The organism is Paenalcaligenes sp. Me131, from assembly GCF_050487225.1.
Lineage (GTDB): Bacteria > Pseudomonadota > Gammaproteobacteria > Burkholderiales > Burkholderiaceae_B > Paenalcaligenes.
Genome location: NZ_JBKQGY010000003.1, coordinates 327,970 through 347,712 on the forward strand (window position 1 = coordinate 327,970; position 19,743 = coordinate 347,712).

The following is a 19,743-nucleotide window of genomic DNA, read 5'->3' on the forward strand; positions in this document are numbered from 1 at the left end:
TAACCTGCTTGGGGGCTACTGAGCATCACAGCCTAGCCACCTACTACCCTATACTCTGGTGCCAAGGTGTCATACAGTGATGTCTTTAACTGCTCAATAAAGCGCTCTTGCAATACTGAAGGTGGGCGCTCTGAACTGGTGACCACCGAGTAGTGATTCACGACTATAGGATCAAAGGGCACAAACACTACCCCATCGCCCCGGTAAAGCGTTGCCGTTAATGGGTCTACCAAGGCCACTCCTGCCCCCGCCGCCACCAACTCTATCAACGAATACGAAATTTGCGACTCTAACCGCATTTCACGTTGAATACCATGTGCCGCAAACAAGCCATCAATCTGCAACCTCGTATCCAATACGTGTGGGTGCGATAAGAAGGTCTCACCTTTTAAATCCCACGGCCCCACCGATGCCTGTTGTATCAGCCTATGCCCCACCGGTAGCGCACACACCATGCGCCCTGACAAAATACGCTCACCATAGGTACCCGACTGACGCATTGATAGCATCACCACCGCAATATCACACATACCGCTCAGCACCATATTCAAGGCGGTTTCTGAGCCGTGCATGTGCAGAGTTAGACGCGCACCGGGGTATTGAGCACTAAAACCTGCCATCATTTTGGGCAGAAAAGACAGTGCCAAAGCCGGCGCTGCAGCAATCTGCAAATAGCCTTGGTGACCGTCACGCAACATCTCCACGCTTTGTAGTATGCGGTCCACACTTATCAAAGAACGTTGTACTTCCTCATACAAAATCACCGCTTCGGCTGTTGGTTTCAGTCTTCCCTGTTCTCTAACGAACAGTGAAAACCCTATATTTTCTTCTAAATCCCGAATCAAGCGCGTAACCACGGGTTGCGAGACATTTAGCACCAAAGCCGCAGCAGTCACGGTTTTGGCCTGCATTACCGCCCTAAAACCCTCTAGTAATCGTAAGGTTATTTTTCCAGTCATAGCAAAAAGACATACAAGGTCTATAAATAAGCATTGGTCACACTAAAATTTCATTAATACTATAAATTAAAACAATGAAATATATAGCTATACATAGCACCCGGCCCATTTCCAGACTCATGACATTATCCTATAGGAGATACCATGCTTAGAACCTCCGTTCTCTTTGCTGCTGTATTAACCGCTTTTTCAACCAACCTTGCCGCACAAGAAGTTCTTAACGTTGGCGCCTACGGTGGCTCCACTGAAACGTTGTTCAAAGAAAAAATCATTCCAAACTTTGAAAAAGAACATAACGTTAAGGTCATGTACGTCGCGGGCAACTCCACCGACACACTGGCCAAACTGGTTGCACAAAAGAACCGTCCTGAGTTTGACGTAGCCCTATTGGATGATGGCCCATTAGCCCAAGCGAATCAGTTTGGACTCTGTAGCAGCATTGAGCCCTCTCCGGTGTACGACGATTTGTACCCACTGGCCAAAATTTCTGACACCAGCATCGCGATTGGTGTAGTCGCAACCGGTTTGTTCTACAACACAGAAGCCTTTGCCAAAGCCGGGCTGCCTGCTCCTACGTCGTGGGAAGACCTCACCAAGACTGAGTTCAAAGACAAAGTCGTCATCCCACCTATTTCTAACGGCTACGGTCTACAAACACTGATCAAGTTCGCCAAACTGCGTGGCGGTGGCGAAAGCAATATTGACCCTGGCTTTGAAGCCATCATCGACCAAGTTGGCCCTAATGTACTGGCATGGGAACCCTCACCAGGCAAGATGACAGAGCTGTTCCAAAACGGCGACGCCATCCTTGGCGTATGGGGTAGCGGTCGTGTGGAAGCCCTAAAAGAAACCGGTTTTCCAGTTGAGTTCGTTTACCCACAAGAAGGCACGATGGTATTGCTGACCGGCGTATGTCCTGTTGCTGGCCGCGCTGAAAACAACCCTACTGCACAAGCCTTTATCCAATACTTGGTCAGTCCAGAAATCCAAGCATTGCTAGCTGACGGCCAAGCATGGGGTCCTGTGAACAGCAAAACTGAGTTGAGTCCGGAAGTGGCTGCCAAAGTGCCGTACGGTGAAGAGCAGATTGCTGCTCTGGAAACCGTAGATTGGACCATCATCAATAAAGAACGCGCCCAGTGGACTAACCGCTGGAACCGTACAGTAGAGCGTTAATTTTGAGTTACGTGCCGGCTTGACTCCCAAGTCGGCACTTTTGTCTTCTTTGCACAGTTCCGGTACACCATGAGCTTCATCACCATCCAAAACCTTAGAAAGACCTTTGGCGATTTTCAGGCCGTAAAAGATTTAAGCCTGAGCATTGAAAAGGGTGAATTCATTTCTTTGCTTGGCCCCTCTGGCTGCGGCAAAACCACGACCCTACAAATGATCGCTGGTTTTCTTTCCCCCACCTCAGGCAGTGTCAGCGTCAACGGCAAAGACATCACTGGTATGCGTCCAGAAGCTCGCGGCATGGGGATTGTGTTTCAAAGCTACGCCCTATTCCCCCACATGACGGTGGCCGAGAACGTGGGCTTTGGTTTAGAAATGCGCGGCGTGCCTAAGTCTGAGCGCCAATCACGTATTGAAGAAACCTTGTCACTGGTGCGGCTCGATGGACTAGGTAAACGCTACCCAGCAGAAATGTCGGGTGGGCAACGCCAACGTGTGGCTATTGCTCGGGCCTTGGCCATTAAGCCTGAAGTACTGCTGTTGGACGAACCCATGTCCAACCTAGATGCCAAACTGCGTGAAGAAATGCACGTAGAGCTGCGCATGATCCAACGTCGTCTGGGTATCACCACCATTTTGGTGACCCACGATCAGGTAGAAGCGATGACCATGAGTGACCGTATCGCCGTCATGCACGGTGGTCGCATTGTGCAGTTGGCTACCCCTTACGAAGCGTACGAACACCCAATTTCCCGTTTTGCCTCTGGTTTCTTGGGCAAAACCAATTCGTTTGATGGCCAAATCGTCAACCAAGACGACTCACACCATCACGTACAAATTCACCCTGACTACACCGTCGCTATTGCACGTACTCGTGACTTCACCTGTAAGAAGGTACAGGTGAATATTCGTCCAGAAAAAATTCGTCTGGACAGCACACTAGGTCAGGGCTTGGCCGGTACGGTAACCACCCGCTTGTTCTTGGGTGCAAACTGGATGCTAGATGTAGACACCACGCTGGGCACACTACGCGTCAGTGTTCCTAACAAAAATGCCTATGCCCCCGAAGAAGGTACCCAAGTATCTGTACTGTGGGAAGACAGCGACCTGCGTCTGGTAGAAGCAGGAGACGAGGCATGACCACGGCATCGCAATCTCGTAGCGCGCCTTGGCTGTTATCTGCTCCGGGTCTAGCTGTTTTTCTGACCATGCTGCTAGTCCCGCTGGGCCTGACAGCCGTATTGTCGTTTAGGGTGTTTGACGGCATGTTTGGGGTGCAAGACACTCTGACGCTAGCCAACTATCTGGACGTCTTTGGCGACCCCTACTATCACGAGATCTTCCTACGTACAGGGCTGATGTCGTTGGGCGTAACCTTCATCTGTATTTTGATTGGGGTTCCAGAAACCCTGATTTTGTCCCGCATGCGCCGACCATGGCGTGGGCTGTTTCTCGTACTAATTCTGGCTCCACTGTTGATTTCCGTCGTGGTGCGTACCTTAGGTTGGTCTATCTTGCTCGGCAATAATGGCCTGATTAACCAAATCCTACTGGCGCTGGGCATTGTGGATGAACCTCTACGCTTGGTCTTTACCATGAGTGGCGTCGTCATTGCCATGACCCATGTGATGGTGCCTTTTATGGTGATTTCTATTTGGGCATCACTGCAAAAGCTAGACCCTCAAGTCGAAAACGCAGGATTGTCGCTGGGCGCGTCTAACGCTACCGTGACCCGTCGCATTATCTTGCCGCAAATTTTGCCGGGCATTTTATCGGGCAGCATCATCGTGTTCGCCATGTCGGCTTCTGCGTTTGCGACCCCTGCTTTGTTGGGTGGACGCCGCCTTAAAGTCGTTGCTACCGCTGCCTACGATGAATTCCTCAGCACCTTGAACTGGCCGTTGGGCGCCACCATCGCCATCGTTCTGCTGATTGCCAACATCATCATTATTCTGGGCGCCAACCGCTTGATTGAACGCCGTTTCAAACAAGTCTTTAGCTCCTAAGGAAGAATCATGAGAAAAAACTCTTGGCTCGCTCTGACCTATCACGCGTTGTTCACGCTGTTTATCCTAGCTCCGCTACTGATTGTTATCGCGGTTTCTTTTACCGACAAAGGCTATATCTCGCTGCCTACGGACGGTTTGTCACTGCGCTGGTTCTACGCCATTTTTGAGGCCCGTGAGATCGTGTCAGCGTTCTGGCTATCACTAGGTATTGGTTTGGTGTCAGCCACCATTGCCATTGTGTTAGCGATTCCGGCTGCCTTGGCTTTAGTGCGCTACAACTTTACTGGCCGTGGTGTAGTCACCGCATTTTTCATGTCCCCGTTGATGATTCCCCAAGTGGTATTAGGGGTCGCGTTTCTACGCTTTTTCAACGTTGTGGGCATCAGTGGCTCGTTTATCTGGCTGGCCTTCACCCACGTCATTGTGGTCATGCCTTATGCCCTGCGTTTGGTGCTGTCGGCTGCCACCGGTATGGGTAACGACGCTGAAAACGCCGCCATGTCGCTAGGTGCTTCGCGCTGGACTACCTTCAGACGCATCACCATCCCCCTGATTTTGCCAGGCGTAGTCGGTGGTTGGATGTTGGCCTTCATTCAAAGTTTTGATGAGTTAACCATGACTATCTTCGTGGCTACACCGGGCACCACCACCTTGCCTGTAGCCATGTACAACCAGATTACTCACACCATTGATCCACTGGTGACCTCTGTATCCACCGTACTCATTGTGGGCACATTAATCCTGATGGTTCTGCTGGATAGGATCGTTGGTCTGGACCACGTACTCATTGGTAAAAATTCTAGCAGGTAAGCAAACGTGCACACATCCGATATCGTAGTTGTAGGCGCCGGACTGGTAGGTAGCGCCCTAGCTTGGGGATTGTCCCGGCTAGACCAAAAAGTCACTATTCTGGACGAGGGTGACCAAACATTCAGAGCCTCTAGAGGCAACTTTGGCCTGGTATGGGTACAAGGAAAAGGCACTGGTTTGGCAGACTATGCACGCTGGAGTTTACGCTCTGCCACGCAATGGCCTGAGCTCGCCAGCGCACTGACAGCACAGACTGGTGTGGACGTCGCCCTGCAACAAAAGGGCGGCTTGAGCCTTGCCCTGAGCGAAGACGACCTGCAAAGCAAGGTAAAAAACCTAGAGTGGTTACGTGGTGAGGTGGGTGCTCCCTATGACTTTGAGGTGCTGGATAACAAAGCCCTTAAAGAACTCGTGCCCAGCATTGGCCCCACCATTCCGGGGGCTACCTACTCCCCTATGGATGGGCATGTAAACCCCTTGAAACTGTTCTTGGCGCTACATCGTGGTATGCATCACCAAGGCGTATCTTTGCACAGCAACGCTGCGGTAGAGCGTATTGAACGCAAAGACGGTTTATTCATCTGCCATACTGCTGCGGGCAAATTTGCCGCTAAAAAAGTCGTGTTAGCAGCCGGCTTAGCTAACAAGAAACTAGCGCCACAGGTGGACATTCATGCTCCGGTAGAGCCTAACCGTGGCCAAGTATTAATTACCGAACGTCTGCCTGCCTTCTTGAACTTCCCCACTAACTATGTACGCCAGACAGATGAAGGCACGGTGCAGTTGGGCGACTCGCTAGAAGACGTAGGCTACAACGACATCACCACCACTCCTGTACTGGAAAACATTGCGCAACGTGCCGTGCGCTGCTTCCCTGTGCTTGCTCATACCCGCGTGGTGCGATCGTGGGCGGCGCTGCGCATTATGAGCCCAGATGGTTTCCCTATTTATCAAGAATCCAGCAGTATGCCCGGCGCATTCTTGGTCACCTGTCATAGCGGTGTCACGCTGGCTGCCAATCACGCACTCACTATCGCACCGTGGATTGCAGGCGATCAAAAACCTGAAGCTATTCAGGCCTTCACGGCCAACCGTTTCAACGCAGCACGCACCAGCCCGCTGGGAGAAGAACATGCTCACTAAAGCTTTATTTAGAAAACTACCCCTTGCCACAGATAACAACGCTCCTACGGTCACCATTGTGGTGAATGGTGCCTCACACCGTGTAACCAACGACCTATCCGTTGCCGCTGCACTGCTCACCCTAGGCCCCGCTGCCATTCGACGTAACCTCGCAGACAACAGCGCACGCGGCCCCTACTGCATGATGGGCGTTTGCTTTGAATGTCTGGTTGAGATTGATGATGTACCTAATGTGCAGTCCTGTATGGTCCAGGTGACTGAGGGAATGCGTATCAACACTGTAAATGCGACGGAACCCTGTCATGACTGAACTGACCGCTAACCCACAACACGCTAAAGCGCCCTCTCGCCACGTGCCTGTGGTGATTATTGGAGCTGGCCCAGCCGGTTTGTCGGCAGCAAGCGAATGCGCACAACACGGCATCAAAACACTGTTGCTGGATGAGCAAAACAGCATGGGCGGGCAGATTTACCGGTCCATTACGCGCACCAATGCCGAGCGCAAAGCAATCTTGGGGCCAGACTACGTTGCTGGCGAGAAAATCGCCGAAGCGGCTAAAAACCCACTGATAGACTATTCGCCCAACAGCACAGTTTGGCAGGTTAACCGTGACCGCCAAGTCAGCTATAAAAAAGACGGTAAAAGCGTCACCGTACAGGCTGACCACATCATCTTGGCAACTGGCGCCATGGAACGCCCTTTCCCAGTGTCGGGTTGGACTACCCCCGGTGTGCTCAGCGGTGGCGGTGCCCAGATTCTGTTAAAAAGCGCCGGTGTAGTGCCTAACGGTTCTGTCGTTCTGGCTGGTTGCGGCCCATTGCTGTACTTATTGGCCTACCAATACTTGCAAGCGAATGTCGCCATTACCGCCATCGTAGATACCAGCAGTCGCGCCGACATCAAATCCGCCTTGCCACATTTGTTTCCTGCCTTGCGTGCATTCAATTACCTGCGCAAAGGCTTGAGCATGATTAATGCTATAAAAAAGGCCAATATTCCAGTCTACAAAGGCAGTACTGATATCGCGATTCACGGTGACGATACTGTCAACAGCATCCGCTTTAACAGCCAAGGTCGTTCGCACACCCTGAAAACCGATGTCGTGTTGCTGCACCAAGGCGTGATTCCCAACACCCAAATCAGTTGGTCACTACGTGCTGAACACGAGTGGAATAGCGAGCAGTTGTGCTGGATACCTGTGACCTCTGATTGGGGTGCCCTCGATGTACCCGGTATGTATACTGCTGGTGATGGCGCAGGCATTGGTGGTGCCGTCGTTGCGGCTCTACAAGGCAGAATCACAGCACTAGAAGTCTGCCAACAACTGGGCAAACTGGACAACGCCAAACGCGACGCCCTAGCGGCACCGTTACGTAACGACCTCAACCGTAATCTGGCTATTCGTCCCTTTATTGATGCACTGTACGAGCCTAAAAAAGCCAACCGCATCCCTACTGGCGACACCGTGGTCTGTCGTTGCGAAGCTGTCACAGCGGCCGACATCAGCTCGTACGTAGAACATGGTTGTGTAGGCCCCAACCAAGCTAAAGCCTTTGGCCGTTGTGGCATGGGCCCCTGCCAAGGCCGCCAATGCGGTACTACCGTAACGGAGCTCATTGCCGACAAGCTGCAACGTAAAGCCGGTGAGGTGGGCTACTACCGCATACGCCCACCTATCAAGCCCATTACTCTGGCTGAGTTAGCGGGCAATGAGTAACTCTGACCACACGCGCTGCGATGTCGTGGTGATAGGTGGTGGCCTGCAAGGCTTGTCTTCCGCCTATCACTTAGCCAAACGCGGGTTATCCGTCACACTGCTGGAAGCAGAATACTGTGGCCGCCACGCCTCTGGTGTCAACGCTGGTGGCGTGCGCAGTCTAGGTAGACACGTTGCTGAAATCCCCATTTCGCTGATGGCGTTAGACGACTACTGGCATCGTATGCCAGACGTAGTAGGACACGACTGCGGTTTTGTAGGCAGCGGCCAATTACAACTGGCTGAAAACGACGCAGAAATGCAGGTGGCGGCTGAGCGCGTCGCTTTGCTCAACAGCTTAGGTTTTCACCACGAAGAAGTGATTGATGCCGCCTATGTACGCAAGTTGGTGCCCAGCATCAGCCCCCATGTACACGGTGGTATCTGGGCAAAGCGTGACGGCTATGCCTTACCTTTCCAAACCGTGGTTGCCTTTAAGCACAGTGCGAGCCAGCTAGGTGCTCGTATCCACGAAAAGTCCCCTGCGCTGAAGGTGGAATCCCATGGCGCAGATTGGGTCGTACACACAGCCAACCAAGAATTTCGCTGCGGTCATATCGTGAACACAGCAGGTGCGTGGGCCAATGGTTTTGCTCGCCAACTAGGCGAAGAAACACCCGCCAAAACCAACGGGTTGATGCTGATGGTAACCCAGCGCGTGGCGCCTTTTGTACGCCCCACTCTAGGGGCTTTAGGCCGACCATTATCTTTTAAGCAATTTGATAACGGCACGGTAGTCATTGGCGGCAGCTTAATGTGTGACGCTGATGAAGTCGCACGCTGTGCAGATGCTAACGCCGCTGCCCTCTATAAAAGCGCACAAACCGTCACCGACTTATTTCCGCATTTACAGCATGTCGCCATTAACCGCGTCTGGGCAGGGGTAGAGGCATTTATGCCTGACAGTATCCCCGTTATTAGCCCCAGCTCTACGGTAGAAGGCGTCACCCATGCTTTCGGTTTTTCTGCTCACGGCTTCCAGCTAAGCCCCGCGATCGGACGCTTAGTGTCCGAACTGGTCTGTGATGGCCGCGCTTCGCTGGATCTGCGTGCATTTTCCATCACCCGTTTCCAAGAAAACGGGGAACATTCTTCTTAATTTATAGGAAATCCCATGAGCGATATTCAACGCATTGATAGTAACGAACGTCTGAGCCGCATTGTGATTCACGGCGGTGTAGCCCACGTAGCTGGTGTGACCGCCTCTGACCGCAGTGGCGACATTGGTGCACAAACACGTGAAGTACTGCAAAAAATTGACGGCTTCCTGGCACAAGCAGGTACCGACAAATCCCGTCTACTGAACGTACAAATCTGGTTGAAAGACATTGACCGTGATTTCGCTGGTATGAACGCCGTATGGGGCGAGTGGGCCGACAAAGCTAACATGCCTACACGTGCGACCTGCGAAGCCAAATTGGCAGCGCCTGAACTGCTGGTAGAAATCATCGTTTCTGCTGCAGTGTAATACGCAACACCCACGCCCTTTCTGTTCTGGAAAGGGCGCTGTAACGGTTGCTCATCCCTGATACATTCGCACGCTAGCTCTCTTTGCCCCACACGCTACAATAAAGCTTTCTGACTTCAGCATGGGAAACCATCATGATGCCTGACACCGATTACGCTTCGTTGCTAGCCCAAGCCAAAGGCTTGTTCGAAGGCGAGCACGACAAGATTGCCAACGCTGCTAACCTGAGCGCTCTGGTCTACAACGCCATCCCCGGCCTGAACTGGGTAGGCTTTTACTTCTTTGATGGCAAAGAACTGGTGTTAGGGCCCTTCCAAGGCAAACCCGCCTGTATACGCATTGCGCTTAACAAAGGGGTATGCGGTACCGCAGCAGCCACTCGTCGCATTCAACGCGTAGACGATGTACATACTTTCGACGGGCACATTGCCTGTGATGCAGAGTCCAACTCTGAACTCGTGGTGCCGTTAGTACGCCATGGCGAGTTGATAGGCGTCTGGGATGTAGACAGCCCTTTGTTAGCACGCTTTAACCCAGAAGACGAAGCAGGCATGCAAGCACTGTGCACGCTGTTTTTGGAATCGTATAAATAATTACTGCAGGCCCTGCCAGCGCTCTACGGACGGTTCAGCCACCGCCCAATGCCATTCACCTTGGTAATGGCAAATAGACGTGACGTAGGGCACCACCTGCTCTTCTGCACCTTCCACCGTAAATAAGACTTCACGGCAACGTGCGAGTGCGTTGTCAATGTCGCGCACAACTTCTAGTTGGCCTTTCTCGTTGCCATAGGGAATGGTGTTAGACACTTCCCACGATACCGTCTGCCCAATAGCTAAGCTACCGGCCAAGTTAGCCATGTAATTTTGTTGATCGTTTTGCCATTCGCGCAGCACATATTTCACTAATGCATCGGTAGCGGCTTGAAAGGTCACCCCTATACTAAAGCCGATGGCAGGGTTGGCCGTAATCGCGCTACCGGCCACCCCAGTAATTGCCCCTACAGCACTACCAATGTTGGACGACGCACACCCCGACAAACCCACTACCAGTGATCCTATACCGACTAGGCCACGCCATCCCATCATTGCAATGAGCCCCACCGCGAGGTTGCCGGCTCAGCATTCGCCCAGCGCCACACCTGACCGTCTTGGCAAATGGTGCTGACATAAAACTCTTGTTCACGCTCAGGCTCGTCTGCCTCTACCGACACCACCGAGAACACCACTTCTTTGCATTGCAGCCCCATACCGCCCATGAGTCTGCTGACCGTCACTTGGCCGTAAGCATCTTCTTCAATGGGGATTTTATGGCTGACCTGCCATTCGGCTACATCACCTACTTGCAAAGTGCTGGCAGCCAGCGCAATCGCATCTTGCTCTTCTGCTCGGGTAGTACGCTGCATGTATTGCACACCCGCACGCGTTGCGGCTTGCACCCCTAAACCTATGCCTGTTGCGGCCGCTGCGTTATCCGTGATTCTGTCGGCAATGGCAACCCCTGCTATACCCGCGGCTGCACTACTACCTTCGGTCAACATGGAACTGCACCCAGACAGCAGCCACCCGGCTAAAACTAGCCATGTGGCACGTGTAGTTTGACGTGTTACGCAGGCGTTTTTAATCCGGCGCATAACAGTTTTTCCACCTCGAGCGAAATAACAACCACCCGAGTGTAACGGACACACTACGTCTATACGGTAAAAGAACGTAAAGCTTTAAAAAGAATCGACCTAATTGCCGTTTTTAATTATCTTCCTGGGCAACGGGTACTTTCTCGTCCGCCTGGTTCATACGCTGAATCACCGACGTGATATAGACCGTGAAAATAGGAAAAGTAGTCATCCCAATAACCGCTAACGTGGTGGCCGACACTTTACCTATAGGCGTTTGCGCAATGATATCGGAACCTACAGTAGTGACCATCATGGCCGCCCACCACAATACGTCGTAATAATTTTTCACCTGCTTATTCACACCTACTTCGAAAATATAAAAGATCAGTGTCTGTGAATAAATCAGTGCAAAGAAAATCACTATGTACGAAATGAACAAGCTGGTAATGCTATTGCGCACCACGATACGCGTCAGTACCACTAAGGCAGCGCCCCCACGCAAAACGGGCACAAAGCGCAGCAAATACGTCACCTCGTGCGAAAAATCTATAGAGAAATACTCAAAAATATACAGATACGGTATAGAGAGGAAAATCACTACAAAATAGCGCCAGAAGAACCGCCGTCTATTTTTCGCCAACAAAAAAAGGATGAGAAAATCCAGTAAGAAATACCCGCAGATCCAAAACTGTATGGTGAGGTAAATAGAACGCCCTTGAGACAGCTTATCCTCAAATGTTTCTAGGGAAATACAGATAATCAACAGGATGGTCAAAATGATAGTGACCACATTTAAGGCCTTCTCTACATCACTTTGCCAATTTTTTTTCTGATCATTGTTCGATGACATACAAACACCACATTGGGATTGATTCCACGGCTACTACCGTACCCTAGGTCCTTAACGAGGGATTGTCGCCAAGCATACACGACAAAAGGCTTACCACCTTATAAAAAAACCTCATTTCTAGACAGTGACGTTTTCATCGCTCTATACTAAAAACTCTTATCCCCATCGAGGTACTACGCCCATGCGCCAGTAATGCTGCCGTTCACACATTGACGGCCTGTTTTCGCCCCCCTTCTTAGCGGGGATGTACAGCATTACGCTACGGTTACGCGCATGACACCTCCTTATCTCTTGCTTGATAACGTCGGCTACTCCCTACCCGACGGACGTATTCTATTTTCTGATCTGAACGTAAGCCTAGACAGTACCCGCACCGGTCTTGTAGGCCGTAATGGTGTGGGCAAAAGCATGTTGGCCCGTATCATGGCAGGCGAACTACCACCTAGTCATGGCCGCTGCCACCGCTTGGGTTCAGTCAGCTACTTACCCCAACACATTCCCATCGACAACAGCACCACCGTCGCATCCTTGCTCGGTATAGATGATGCTCTGACTGCCTTACAGCACATAGAGGCAGGCAGTACTGATAGCCTGCACTTTGATGTGCTGGCTGACCGTTGGGATGTACGCCAACAGTTGCAACAAGCACTAGAGAACACCGGACTTAGCCACCTGCACGCTAACACACCTGCGCAGCAACTGAGTGGCGGTGAATGTATGCGCTTAGCGCTGGCTGGTGCCCTGATGAGCAACGTAGATCTGCTCATTCTGGACGAACCCACTAATCACTTGGACAGCCTCAGTCGCTCGGCTCTACAACGACAGCTACAACAATGGCCCAACGGCTTACTGCTCATTAGTCACGATAGAACTCTGCTAAATACGGTGGACCACATCATCGAACTCACTCCTAGCCGCATTCAGAGCTACGGCGGTAATTACCAGTTCTACAGCGAACAAAAAGCCATTGCTCACGCCGCAGCCACACAGGCGTTGGAACACCTGCAACACACCCAGAAACAAGAGCATAAACGTCTGCAAATGCTGCAAGAGCGCCAAAGCAAAAGGCAGGCCCAAGGCGCCAAACAGGGCAAAGAGGCCAATCAAGCCAAGATTTTGCTGGATAGACAAAAAGAACGCAGTGAAAGCTCGGCTGGCCGCATTCACCAACAACAAGCCGCCCGGCTGCAGCAGCTTGGTCAACACGTGCAGCAGGCGCAGCAACACTTAACCCAAGAAAGCATCACAGCTATACATGCGGTGCATGGAGCACCACCCACGCAACAACGTGTCGTGATATTAGAAGAAATCGAGCTGCCGCATTGGCTTGCCTGCTGTATGCCGATGAGCCACCTCAACTGCTGCTGTTAGACGAACCCAGTAACCACTTAGATTTGCCCGCCCTACATGCGCTAGAACATATGCTGCGTCACTACCAAGGCAGCCTCATGGTGGTGTCTCACGATAGCCATTTCCTAGACCAGTTAGCCTTGACGCATGCCCTCAGCGCCACCGATATAGGCTGGCAACTCGCAGAACTACCACCTACTCAGACTGACAATCCACGGTGATCAAATGTATGTCGTTATGGGTTTCGATATTGGACACGTCGAAGTCCACAAAACACTGCTGCCACGCTTCGCCTTCCGGCCAGAAAATAGCAAGCTTGCCAGCAGGAGTGGGGGACACCATGTACAACTGGTTAAACGCGCCTACCGTGAAATACTGCCCCAACTCATCTTCCAAATAGGCGCGTGCACCAGATGGAATATCCTGATTACCAAACAGCAGCATGATTTTGTAGCCTTTGGTGGTTTGGAACTCTGCCAACACCAATGCCCCCTTGGTGGGATACAAATCGGTTTGCGATAAACGACCCACATCCACATTCAGCGGCAAGCTACGGCTGTCTAGCCTAATGGTGTTATTACGGTAGGCAGATAAGCCCGGCACAACAGCCAAGCCGTCCGTATCCGTATGCACATTCACACCATTTAGTACCCGTATGCCCTCGGCATCTGGCGCAACCACCATCGCATTGGACTCAGACAACGAATGAGAAAAGACTACGCCATACTCCGATGCGGTCACTGCCCCCGTCATCCCGTAACTCACAGTACTGTGGTTATGCCGCGCGTACGAGAACGCCGCATTCATTTCACCAAAACCACCTCTATACACCGCGTTCACACCACCATAATTCGCCGTGCCATGCGTGCCATAACCTTGCTGCACACCCCAGCTCAACCGTTTATCGTAAGCATCGCCATCTAACCGTACACTCTGATCCACCACACCATCGTTGTTATGACTAAGGGTGTAGCCCGCCCGCAAACTGTTTTCCCCTTTACGCGATAACGGAATGCCTACGGTGAACATCACTTCACTGGAATTACGGCCACGCTCTGCCGAGGCCAATGCACTGCGCTCTCTGCCCGTATCTTGATAACGACGGAAATACAGGCCGTAATTAATCCCTTTATAAGTACCGGTGTAGCCCACACTTAATGAACGTATGTCGCGCCCACTTCTAAACCGTTGATACACCATGTCGGCATTCAACGCCCCCAAGCTATCGGGTAAGCCTTGCACAATAGACGCCCCCACTCGGTTTTTCTCTTGGTCTGCAGGCCTATCAAAAGCAATCGCGTCTTTAAAGTTCAGATAGTTTTTATCCAACTGCTGCTGCAAACTAAACGAGAACCTTGTGTTGGTGCTCGTCACCCCTTTGGCATAGTCCATGACCAAAGCGCGGCCACTGCGTGTGCCTTCATGCCGCGTATCGTAGCGTGCGTATTTCACCCCGCCAGACAACGCGCCAAACTGCCCCAAATTCAACCCTATACCCAGTGCGGCAGCTTTGTAGTCGTTCGTCACCTGTGTGCCACCATAAAGCGTGGTGAAATCACTCAAACCATAGACTAGTTCCGCCTGTCCCACATTGTGATGCGTCCCATCCCAACTGTCTTCCAGATAGCGCCCTACGGATACGCTGTACTTCACACCGCCATTACGCTCTAGGATAGGAACAGAAGCAAAAGGCACAATAAACTCATTGGTACTGCCATCCGACTCTTGTACCGTCACATGCAGATTGCCACCATAACTCGCAGGTGAGTAATCAGTAATGGTGAAGTGCCCTGCTGGCACCGAGCTTTGGTACACCACTTGGCCATTTTGTCGTATGGTCACACGCGCATCCGTACTCGCCACCCCGCTCACCGCAGGCACATAGTTTCGTTCCCCCACAGGACGCATCTGCTCACTACTTTGCAGCATCACGCCCCTGAACTGGATAGAGTCAAACACCGTCGCTGACGAGTACACATCGCCCAATACCAGCTCACTGTGCAACGAACGTATATTGCGCGACAACGTGTTATTCAAGTTTTCCCAGCTTTGGGAAACATCGTCCTTATGCCACACCGAATAATTACGGTAGCGCCATGCCCCAAAATTGATACCAGGTCGTACGTTCAGGTATTGCTCACGCTTGTTTGCATTACTGGACGCTGAATACGCATAGTTCAAAAATACGTTATCTATGCCGTCATCCCATAAACCTTCTTCTACTTGCTGCAACTTCTGCACATCCAAATAGGCTTGCGGCACGGTTAACAGCAACGAGCGATCTTCCCAGTCCGCTTTATACGTGATGTAGCGCAGTTGGTCTAAGTCTAAACACGAGCGCTCGCCACTTTGAAAAGTAGAGGGCTTAAAGAGCCAGATGCCTGCATTGCGCAGGCTATCTTCGGATAGGCAAGGTAGCAATTTGCGTTTTGCACCTGAGCCTTTTTGGGAAAATGGGATTTCTAGTACGTCTACTAGGCGGTTGTTCACGTACAAGTGCATGCCATAACTGCCGGGAATCACGCCCCCATCGGGCACCATGACATCTTCTTGGTTTAGCTGCTCTACTTCTTGGGCTATCCAATCAGGCAAAGGTTGCGCGCAGACGCTACTACTGGTGAACAGGCTTGCTGCACTGACCACACTACACACATAGAGAAAACGAAATACGGTATTCATCTGCTGTGCGAGTAGCGCCGCTACTACTGATTTAGGCCACGGGCGACGGGCGGTGCAGTGCCACCCACAAGGCATGTATGCCCAACGCCCCCAAGCACAACCACCAGTACCACTGATGCCATGCCAGCACCCCTATCACCCACACGGCGAGGCCCATTACTACCGCAATCCAGCCCCAGCGCGCCCAGTTTCTACCCTCAGATAACCCCCCAATAGCGACCGTACCCAGCACCAATAACGTGAAAATAGAATATTGCTGCCACACTTCCCAATACCCATCCCCCGCCACGTACAGCAACACCACCACAAATAAACCTACACCAGCCGTCGCAATCACCCATGCTGGCCATTGCGCTGTAATCGCCGCGCGTGTTAGCAACGGCTTACGTAGCCACCTACGTAGCGGGTCATGGTTGGTATGCAGGGGGTTCGTCGATGCATCGTGCCCTGTCACCCCATAACACAAAGGGTGTTCAGGCTGCTCTGTTTTATAGGTGCCGAATAACTTGTCCCAGATCAGAAACGTGCCACCAAAATTGGTGTCGTGATACACCGGATGGTCACCATGATGCACACGATGATGATTAGGTGTGACCATAAAGGATTCCAGCCATCGTAATCGAGGCGTCACGGCATTATGGTTAAACAGCTGTACGCCATAATGAATGGTAGAAACCACCAAGAAAATCTCTACGGGCAGTCCTAAAAAGGCCATCCACACAAAGAAAGGGATAGAGCTTAATGATGAATACCAGGAGTTACGTGCGCCCAACGACACATTAAAGAAGCGCCCTTCGTGGTGCACCTCGTGAATGGCCCATAACAAACCGATTTTGTGGTGGGTGTAATGCAGTACATAAAAGCACAGATCCCACACGATGAAACCAAACACCCACTGCCACACGAAAGGCCAGCGCGAGATCACATCCAGGCTCCAGTGACTGGCCACCCACCCGAACACAAAGACCTCAAAGCCTCTAAACAGCCACAACACCACATGCCCGGAATTCAGGTTCAAAATAGTGTCTTTCCAGCTGAACTCTGATCCTCTACCCTGCCATTGCAGCACGAACATCTCGGCCACAATAAAAAACAGCATAAACGCCAGAGGGAAAACCATCAGATTAATCTGCGTCACCCTGCACCCCTGCTCTATTTGCCCGCCAATACGCACTTAAGACAATCACTACAACCGCTACCACCACAGCCGCCATCACATCGATGAGCAAGTGCCGTTTTAATTGCAGCACGGTATAACTAATCCATACCAACCAACCGACATACCCGATTTTCACCCACCAACACTTGCCTTGCCATACGGCATGCACCGCTAATAACGATAACAAGATATGCAGTGAAGGCACACAGTTTTGACTGGAATCTATATGTAACAACCCTGCCACCCACGGCCCTGTCCACGTTTCCAACTCTACAGGTGGATACACCATCGTCGTGGGATACAGTAAATACACTGCGCCACAGAACAATGCCCCCCACTGCATTTGTCGTGCCAACATCCGTACTCTGGGCAGCTCGGCAAACAAGTAGGCCGCAGGTATCAATACAAAGAACGATAAGTACCCCACAATCGCACTTTGGTCATAAGAAATAGCCTGATCCAACCAAGTTTCAGGTACCACATGGCCTGCACCTTGCCAGTAGTCCGTCAGGCTATAAATCACGCCTACCGTCCCCCAGCCCCATGCCATCCACCACAATCTATAGGCTAACGACTGCCAACACGATTCTGGTAAAGATTTTGCACTACTAGTCGACATGGTTAAGGCCTTTTTGCATCGTTGATACGGACGATACGCCGTTTTTTACGTAAGAAATCACGTACCACAGCCTGTGATACCCCTTCCCAACGCAGTTTTTGTACATCGACCTGCTGTGTCGCAAACCATTGCCATAACGCCTGCTGCACCTGCTGCTGTTGGGCGATTGATAAGGGAGCCTGCAAACGTAGCAAAACGGTCTCAGTGTCATCCGCCACCGTATGCGCTAAACAGTAATCGACATCCCACGGTAAAACCGTGGCGAGCACCCTATTGCATGCATCAGCAAAAATCGTCACCCACGGCTGCCCCACTCCCGGTAAACGCAGTTGATCGTCAGCTCTACCCTCTATATGGCTCACCACTCTTGTGGGCCTACCGCACGGGCACGCACAACCCCCGTCATGCAACACATCATCTAATCGGTAGCGCACAACGGGCTGTGTAGAACGGCGGAAATCAGTAATGATGGGGACAAAACGGGTCTGATCCAGCCACTCTGTTTCCACCACCAACGATTCCTCATTTAGGTGCATGGCCCCCAACTCACACGTAGAGCCCAGAAAACCCTCGGTAGCCTGATACACCTCGGCCACATCCCCAAACTGCTGTTGCAAGACCTTTTTATCTTGCGGGCTTAGCACCTCGGCAGCGGAGATCACGCGTGCGGGGCTGATCGTTAGGCTGCGATCCTGACACTTCTGTGCCAAGGCCACCAACACTTGGGCAGGAGCCACCAGAATTGTGGGCTGATACTGCTGTAAAGCCGCACACTGCTCATCAAAATTAGCCAACAGATCGAAAAATCTAAAGCTCAGAAAACGGCTGTTAACGTTTTGGTATAACGCATTGTCGGCACGTAAAAATAAGGCGACGCGCTCACCTGCGAACAAACCTTTAGGCAATAACTTGGACAGAATCGTCGCTGACCATAAAGCGCGCTCGGCAGGGCTAGTCACAAACAGCCCACGAGTCCCCGACGTGCCAGACGACAACCCCACACTGTACTTCGACACCAGTTGAGAAAAATCACGGCTGCGCTCGGCCTGCAAAGCGTTTTCCAACAGAACATCCCTGCTTAGCCCCGCCGTATTCATCTGATCGAATTGCGCCATCATGCTGGCTTTATTCATCAACGGCCATGCCGATAAAGGCTGCCCTACATACGCACTAAAGTACGGACTTTTTACTAGAACTCGCTGCATAAACCGCTGAAATTGCTGCTGCTGGTACTGTTCCAGTTGTTCGCGTGACCAACGCCGTACACGCTGCTGCAAGCGCTTGGCCTTCGCGTACTGCCACACTGTTTGTAAGCCTTGCACCATTAGGTAGGCTCCACCGTAGAGGGAATACCGCCCTCATGCGCCAATAAAATCTTTACCACGCCACGCTGATGCAACGCATGCAGCTTCTGCAAGGTTTGCAGCATTTGGCTGGCATCATCCATGATCAAACGAGCAATCCACGCTGGTTGGCGCAGTTCGGTGTAATTTTCTGGTGCCCATGCCGCATCTGCAGCCAATAACACCCACCCTGTTTCGGTATGGATAAAAGCACCTATATGCCCTCGTGCATGCCCTGGCAACGACACCACAAACACCTCGCCATCACTATCAGGCAGTGCCCAGCCAGACTCAAACGGAGCCAACTCAGGTGGCAGCGCACATGACTCCCACTGCTCCACAAACTGTATGCGTGACTCAAAATCATCGGGAATAAGCCCTGGTACAAAGCCTTTGCGCACGGCGCGTAAGCCTTTCAAGGTTTTGTGATACTCCCAGCCCGGCTTACTGGCATACATTTCTACACCGGGGAAATCTCGTAGCCCGGCAATATGGTCACCATGAAAATGCGACAGCACCATACCCCGTATATCCTTGCCCGTTATACCTTGCTGAGCTAACTGCAAAATCAGCGCTTCCTCATTTTGGAAGTGCACAGGAGTAACCGCTGGATATAAGCGATATATCCCTTTCGCTGTACGCGTATGAAAATGGCTGGCATAACCGGTATCCCATACCCATAGTTCACGCCCTACCTCAATAACATAGGCACGTGCAGGAAAACGGCATAGCTTAAAACCGCTACCTTTCAACGCTACGCAGGCTGGGTGCATGCAATAGCCCACTTCATACGTATGCAAGATAGCCAT

General features: G+C 51.7%; 21 protein-coding genes. 12 read left to right on the plus strand and 9 right to left on the minus strand.

The features are described 5' to 3' along the window. Positions 1-32: 32 nt before the first annotated feature. Positions 33-959, minus strand: coding sequence for a LysR substrate-binding domain-containing protein (locus ACLPHM_RS13205; protein ID WP_430221695.1), 927 nt, complete (start codon positions 957-959; stop codon positions 33-35). A gap of 144 nt (positions 960-1,103) precedes the next feature. Here ACLPHM_RS13205 and ACLPHM_RS13210 point away from each other — a divergent pair, with 144 nt between their 5' ends. From ACLPHM_RS13210 to ACLPHM_RS13255, 10 genes are all read left to right on the plus strand, one after another. Continuing rightward, positions 1,104-2,135: an ABC transporter substrate-binding protein gene (locus ACLPHM_RS13210; protein ID WP_430221696.1), complete on the plus strand. Its 1,032-nt coding sequence runs from the start codon at positions 1,104-1,106 to the stop codon at positions 2,133-2,135. 69 nt (positions 2,136-2,204) lie between these two features. Further along, positions 2,205-3,272, plus strand: coding sequence for an ABC transporter ATP-binding protein (locus ACLPHM_RS13215; RefSeq protein WP_430221697.1), 1,068 nt, complete (start codon positions 2,205-2,207; stop codon positions 3,270-3,272). Beyond that, positions 3,269-4,138, plus strand: coding sequence for an ABC transporter permease (locus tag ACLPHM_RS13220; protein ID WP_430221698.1), 870 nt, complete (start codon positions 3,269-3,271; stop codon positions 4,136-4,138). Before ACLPHM_RS13215 ends, ACLPHM_RS13220 begins: the two co-directional genes overlap by 4 nt. A gap of 9 nt (positions 4,139-4,147) precedes the next feature. Then, positions 4,148-4,951: an ABC transporter permease gene (locus tag ACLPHM_RS13225; protein ID WP_430221699.1), complete on the plus strand. Its 804-nt coding sequence runs from the start codon at positions 4,148-4,150 to the stop codon at positions 4,949-4,951. 6 nt (positions 4,952-4,957) lie between these two features. After that, a complete protein-coding gene (locus ACLPHM_RS13230) occupies positions 4,958-6,094 on the plus strand; it encodes an NAD(P)/FAD-dependent oxidoreductase (protein WP_430221700.1) in 1,137 nt (378 codons plus the stop codon). Further along, entirely contained in the window at positions 6,084-6,404 is a 321-nt protein-coding gene (locus ACLPHM_RS13235; protein ID WP_430221701.1) for a (2Fe-2S)-binding protein, read from the plus strand. The genes ACLPHM_RS13230 and ACLPHM_RS13235 overlap by 11 nt, the downstream gene beginning before the upstream one ends. Beyond that, a complete protein-coding gene (locus tag ACLPHM_RS13240; protein WP_430221702.1) occupies positions 6,397-7,812 on the plus strand; it encodes an FAD-dependent oxidoreductase in 1,416 nt (471 codons plus the stop codon). Before ACLPHM_RS13235 ends, ACLPHM_RS13240 begins: the two co-directional genes overlap by 8 nt. Then, entirely contained in the window at positions 7,805-8,950 is a 1,146-nt protein-coding gene (locus tag ACLPHM_RS13245) for an NAD(P)/FAD-dependent oxidoreductase (RefSeq protein ID WP_430221703.1), read from the plus strand. The genes ACLPHM_RS13240 and ACLPHM_RS13245 overlap by 8 nt, the downstream gene beginning before the upstream one ends. 15 nt (positions 8,951-8,965) lie before the next feature. Continuing rightward, a complete protein-coding gene (locus ACLPHM_RS13250; protein ID WP_430221704.1) occupies positions 8,966-9,319 on the plus strand; it encodes a RidA family protein in 354 nt (117 codons plus the stop codon). Positions 9,320-9,453: 134 nt separating this feature from the next. After that, the gene (locus ACLPHM_RS13255) at positions 9,454-9,912 is read left to right on the plus strand and encodes a GAF domain-containing protein (protein WP_430221705.1); all 459 of its coding nucleotides are present in this window, start codon (positions 9,454-9,456) and stop codon (positions 9,910-9,912) included. Here the strand turns inward: ACLPHM_RS13255 and ACLPHM_RS13260 are convergent, their stop codons facing one another. The 3 genes from ACLPHM_RS13260 to ACLPHM_RS13270 form a co-directional block, all read right to left on the minus strand. After that, on the minus strand, positions 9,913-10,407 hold the full coding sequence (locus ACLPHM_RS13260) for a hypothetical protein (RefSeq protein WP_430221706.1): 495 nt from the start codon (positions 10,405-10,407) through the stop codon (positions 9,913-9,915). It lies immediately after the preceding gene. Next, complete coding sequence (locus ACLPHM_RS13265) at positions 10,404-10,952, minus strand: hypothetical protein (RefSeq protein ID WP_430221707.1); 549 nt, start codon at positions 10,950-10,952, stop codon at positions 10,404-10,406. The genes ACLPHM_RS13260 and ACLPHM_RS13265 overlap by 4 nt, the downstream gene beginning before the upstream one ends. A 112-nt stretch (positions 10,953-11,064) precedes the next feature. Further along, on the minus strand, positions 11,065-11,784 hold the full coding sequence (locus ACLPHM_RS13270) for an ion channel (protein ID WP_430221708.1): 720 nt from the start codon (positions 11,782-11,784) through the stop codon (positions 11,065-11,067). A 273-nt stretch (positions 11,785-12,057) separates the two neighbouring features. Here ACLPHM_RS13270 and ACLPHM_RS13275 point away from each other — a divergent pair, with 273 nt between their 5' ends. Both ACLPHM_RS13275 and ACLPHM_RS13280 read left to right on the plus strand, forming a co-directional pair. Continuing rightward, positions 12,058-13,155, plus strand: a complete 1,098-nt coding sequence (locus tag ACLPHM_RS13275; protein WP_430221709.1) for an ATP-binding cassette domain-containing protein — start codon at positions 12,058-12,060, stop codon at positions 13,153-13,155. Beyond that, positions 13,107-13,355, plus strand: a complete 249-nt coding sequence (locus ACLPHM_RS13280; RefSeq protein ID WP_430221710.1) for a hypothetical protein — start codon at positions 13,107-13,109, stop codon at positions 13,353-13,355. Before ACLPHM_RS13275 ends, ACLPHM_RS13280 begins: the two co-directional genes overlap by 49 nt. On the opposite strand, the gene ACLPHM_RS13285 is transcribed toward ACLPHM_RS13280, so the two are convergent. From ACLPHM_RS13285 to ACLPHM_RS13305, 5 genes are read right to left on the minus strand one after another with little or no spacing between them, the layout of a single operon-like run. After that, positions 13,330-15,813, minus strand: coding sequence for a fimbria/pilus outer membrane usher protein (locus ACLPHM_RS13285; RefSeq protein WP_430221711.1), 2,484 nt, complete (start codon positions 15,811-15,813; stop codon positions 13,330-13,332). The two genes, ACLPHM_RS13280 and ACLPHM_RS13285, sit on opposite strands and share 26 nt — an antisense overlap. A 31-nt stretch (positions 15,814-15,844) precedes the next feature. Then, positions 15,845-16,951 (minus strand): sterol desaturase family protein, encoded by a 1,107-nt coding sequence (locus ACLPHM_RS13290; RefSeq protein WP_430221712.1) that lies wholly within the window; start codon positions 16,949-16,951, stop codon positions 15,845-15,847. Continuing rightward, positions 16,938-17,591 carry a phosphatase PAP2 family protein gene (locus tag ACLPHM_RS13295; RefSeq protein ID WP_430221713.1) on the minus strand — a complete coding sequence of 218 codons (654 nt, stop codon included), beginning with the start codon at positions 17,589-17,591 and terminating at the stop codon, positions 16,938-16,940. The genes ACLPHM_RS13290 and ACLPHM_RS13295 overlap by 14 nt, the downstream gene beginning before the upstream one ends. A gap of 2 nt (positions 17,592-17,593) precedes the next feature. Beyond that, positions 17,594-18,916 (minus strand): F390 synthetase-related protein, encoded by a 1,323-nt coding sequence (locus tag ACLPHM_RS13300; RefSeq protein ID WP_430221714.1) that lies wholly within the window; start codon positions 18,914-18,916, stop codon positions 17,594-17,596. Beyond that, entirely contained in the window at positions 18,916-19,743 is an 828-nt protein-coding gene (locus tag ACLPHM_RS13305; RefSeq protein ID WP_430221715.1) for an MBL fold metallo-hydrolase, read from the minus strand. Before ACLPHM_RS13305 ends, ACLPHM_RS13300 begins: the two co-directional genes overlap by 1 nt.

What these genes read in the sequence shown, in the direction of transcription:
- ACLPHM_RS13235 (WP_430221701.1), top strand. Translation starts at nt 6,084, where the DNA reads ATGCTCACTAAAGCTTTATTTAGAAAACTACCCCTTGCCACAGATAAC.
- ACLPHM_RS13265 (WP_430221707.1), bottom strand. Translation starts at nt 10,952, where the DNA reads ATGCGCCGGATTAAAAACGCCTGCGTAACACGTCAAACTACACGTGCC.
- ACLPHM_RS13270 (WP_430221708.1), bottom strand. Translation starts at nt 11,784, where the DNA reads ATGTCATCGAACAATGATCAGAAAAAAAATTGGCAAAGTGATGTAGAG.
- ACLPHM_RS13245 (WP_430221703.1), top strand. Translation starts at nt 7,805, where the DNA reads ATGAGTAACTCTGACCACACGCGCTGCGATGTCGTGGTGATAGGTGGT.
- ACLPHM_RS13210 (WP_430221696.1), top strand. Translation starts at nt 1,104, where the DNA reads ATGCTTAGAACCTCCGTTCTCTTTGCTGCTGTATTAACCGCTTTTTCA.
- ACLPHM_RS13255 (WP_430221705.1), top strand. Translation starts at nt 9,454, where the DNA reads ATGATGCCTGACACCGATTACGCTTCGTTGCTAGCCCAAGCCAAAGGC.
- ACLPHM_RS13205 (WP_430221695.1), bottom strand. Translation starts at nt 959, where the DNA reads ATGACTGGAAAAATAACCTTACGATTACTAGAGGGTTTTAGGGCGGTA.
- ACLPHM_RS13285 (WP_430221711.1), bottom strand. Translation starts at nt 15,813, where the DNA reads ATGAATACCGTATTTCGTTTTCTCTATGTGTGTAGTGTGGTCAGTGCA.
- ACLPHM_RS13275 (WP_430221709.1), top strand. Translation starts at nt 12,058, where the DNA reads ATGACACCTCCTTATCTCTTGCTTGATAACGTCGGCTACTCCCTACCC.
- ACLPHM_RS13225 (WP_430221699.1), top strand. Translation starts at nt 4,148, where the DNA reads ATGAGAAAAAACTCTTGGCTCGCTCTGACCTATCACGCGTTGTTCACG.
- ACLPHM_RS13305 (WP_430221715.1), bottom strand. Translation starts at nt 19,743, where the DNA reads ATGGCTATCTTGCATACGTATGAAGTGGGCTATTGCATGCACCCAGCC.
- ACLPHM_RS13215 (WP_430221697.1), top strand. Translation starts at nt 2,205, where the DNA reads ATGAGCTTCATCACCATCCAAAACCTTAGAAAGACCTTTGGCGATTTT.
- ACLPHM_RS13260 (WP_430221706.1), bottom strand. Translation starts at nt 10,407, where the DNA reads ATGATGGGATGGCGTGGCCTAGTCGGTATAGGATCACTGGTAGTGGGT.
- ACLPHM_RS13295 (WP_430221713.1), bottom strand. Translation starts at nt 17,591, where the DNA reads ATGTCGACTAGTAGTGCAAAATCTTTACCAGAATCGTGTTGGCAGTCG.
- ACLPHM_RS13250 (WP_430221704.1), top strand. Translation starts at nt 8,966, where the DNA reads ATGAGCGATATTCAACGCATTGATAGTAACGAACGTCTGAGCCGCATT.
- ACLPHM_RS13300 (WP_430221714.1), bottom strand. Translation starts at nt 18,916, where the DNA reads ATGGTGCAAGGCTTACAAACAGTGTGGCAGTACGCGAAGGCCAAGCGC.
- ACLPHM_RS13240 (WP_430221702.1), top strand. Translation starts at nt 6,397, where the DNA reads ATGACTGAACTGACCGCTAACCCACAACACGCTAAAGCGCCCTCTCGC.
- ACLPHM_RS13220 (WP_430221698.1), top strand. Translation starts at nt 3,269, where the DNA reads ATGACCACGGCATCGCAATCTCGTAGCGCGCCTTGGCTGTTATCTGCT.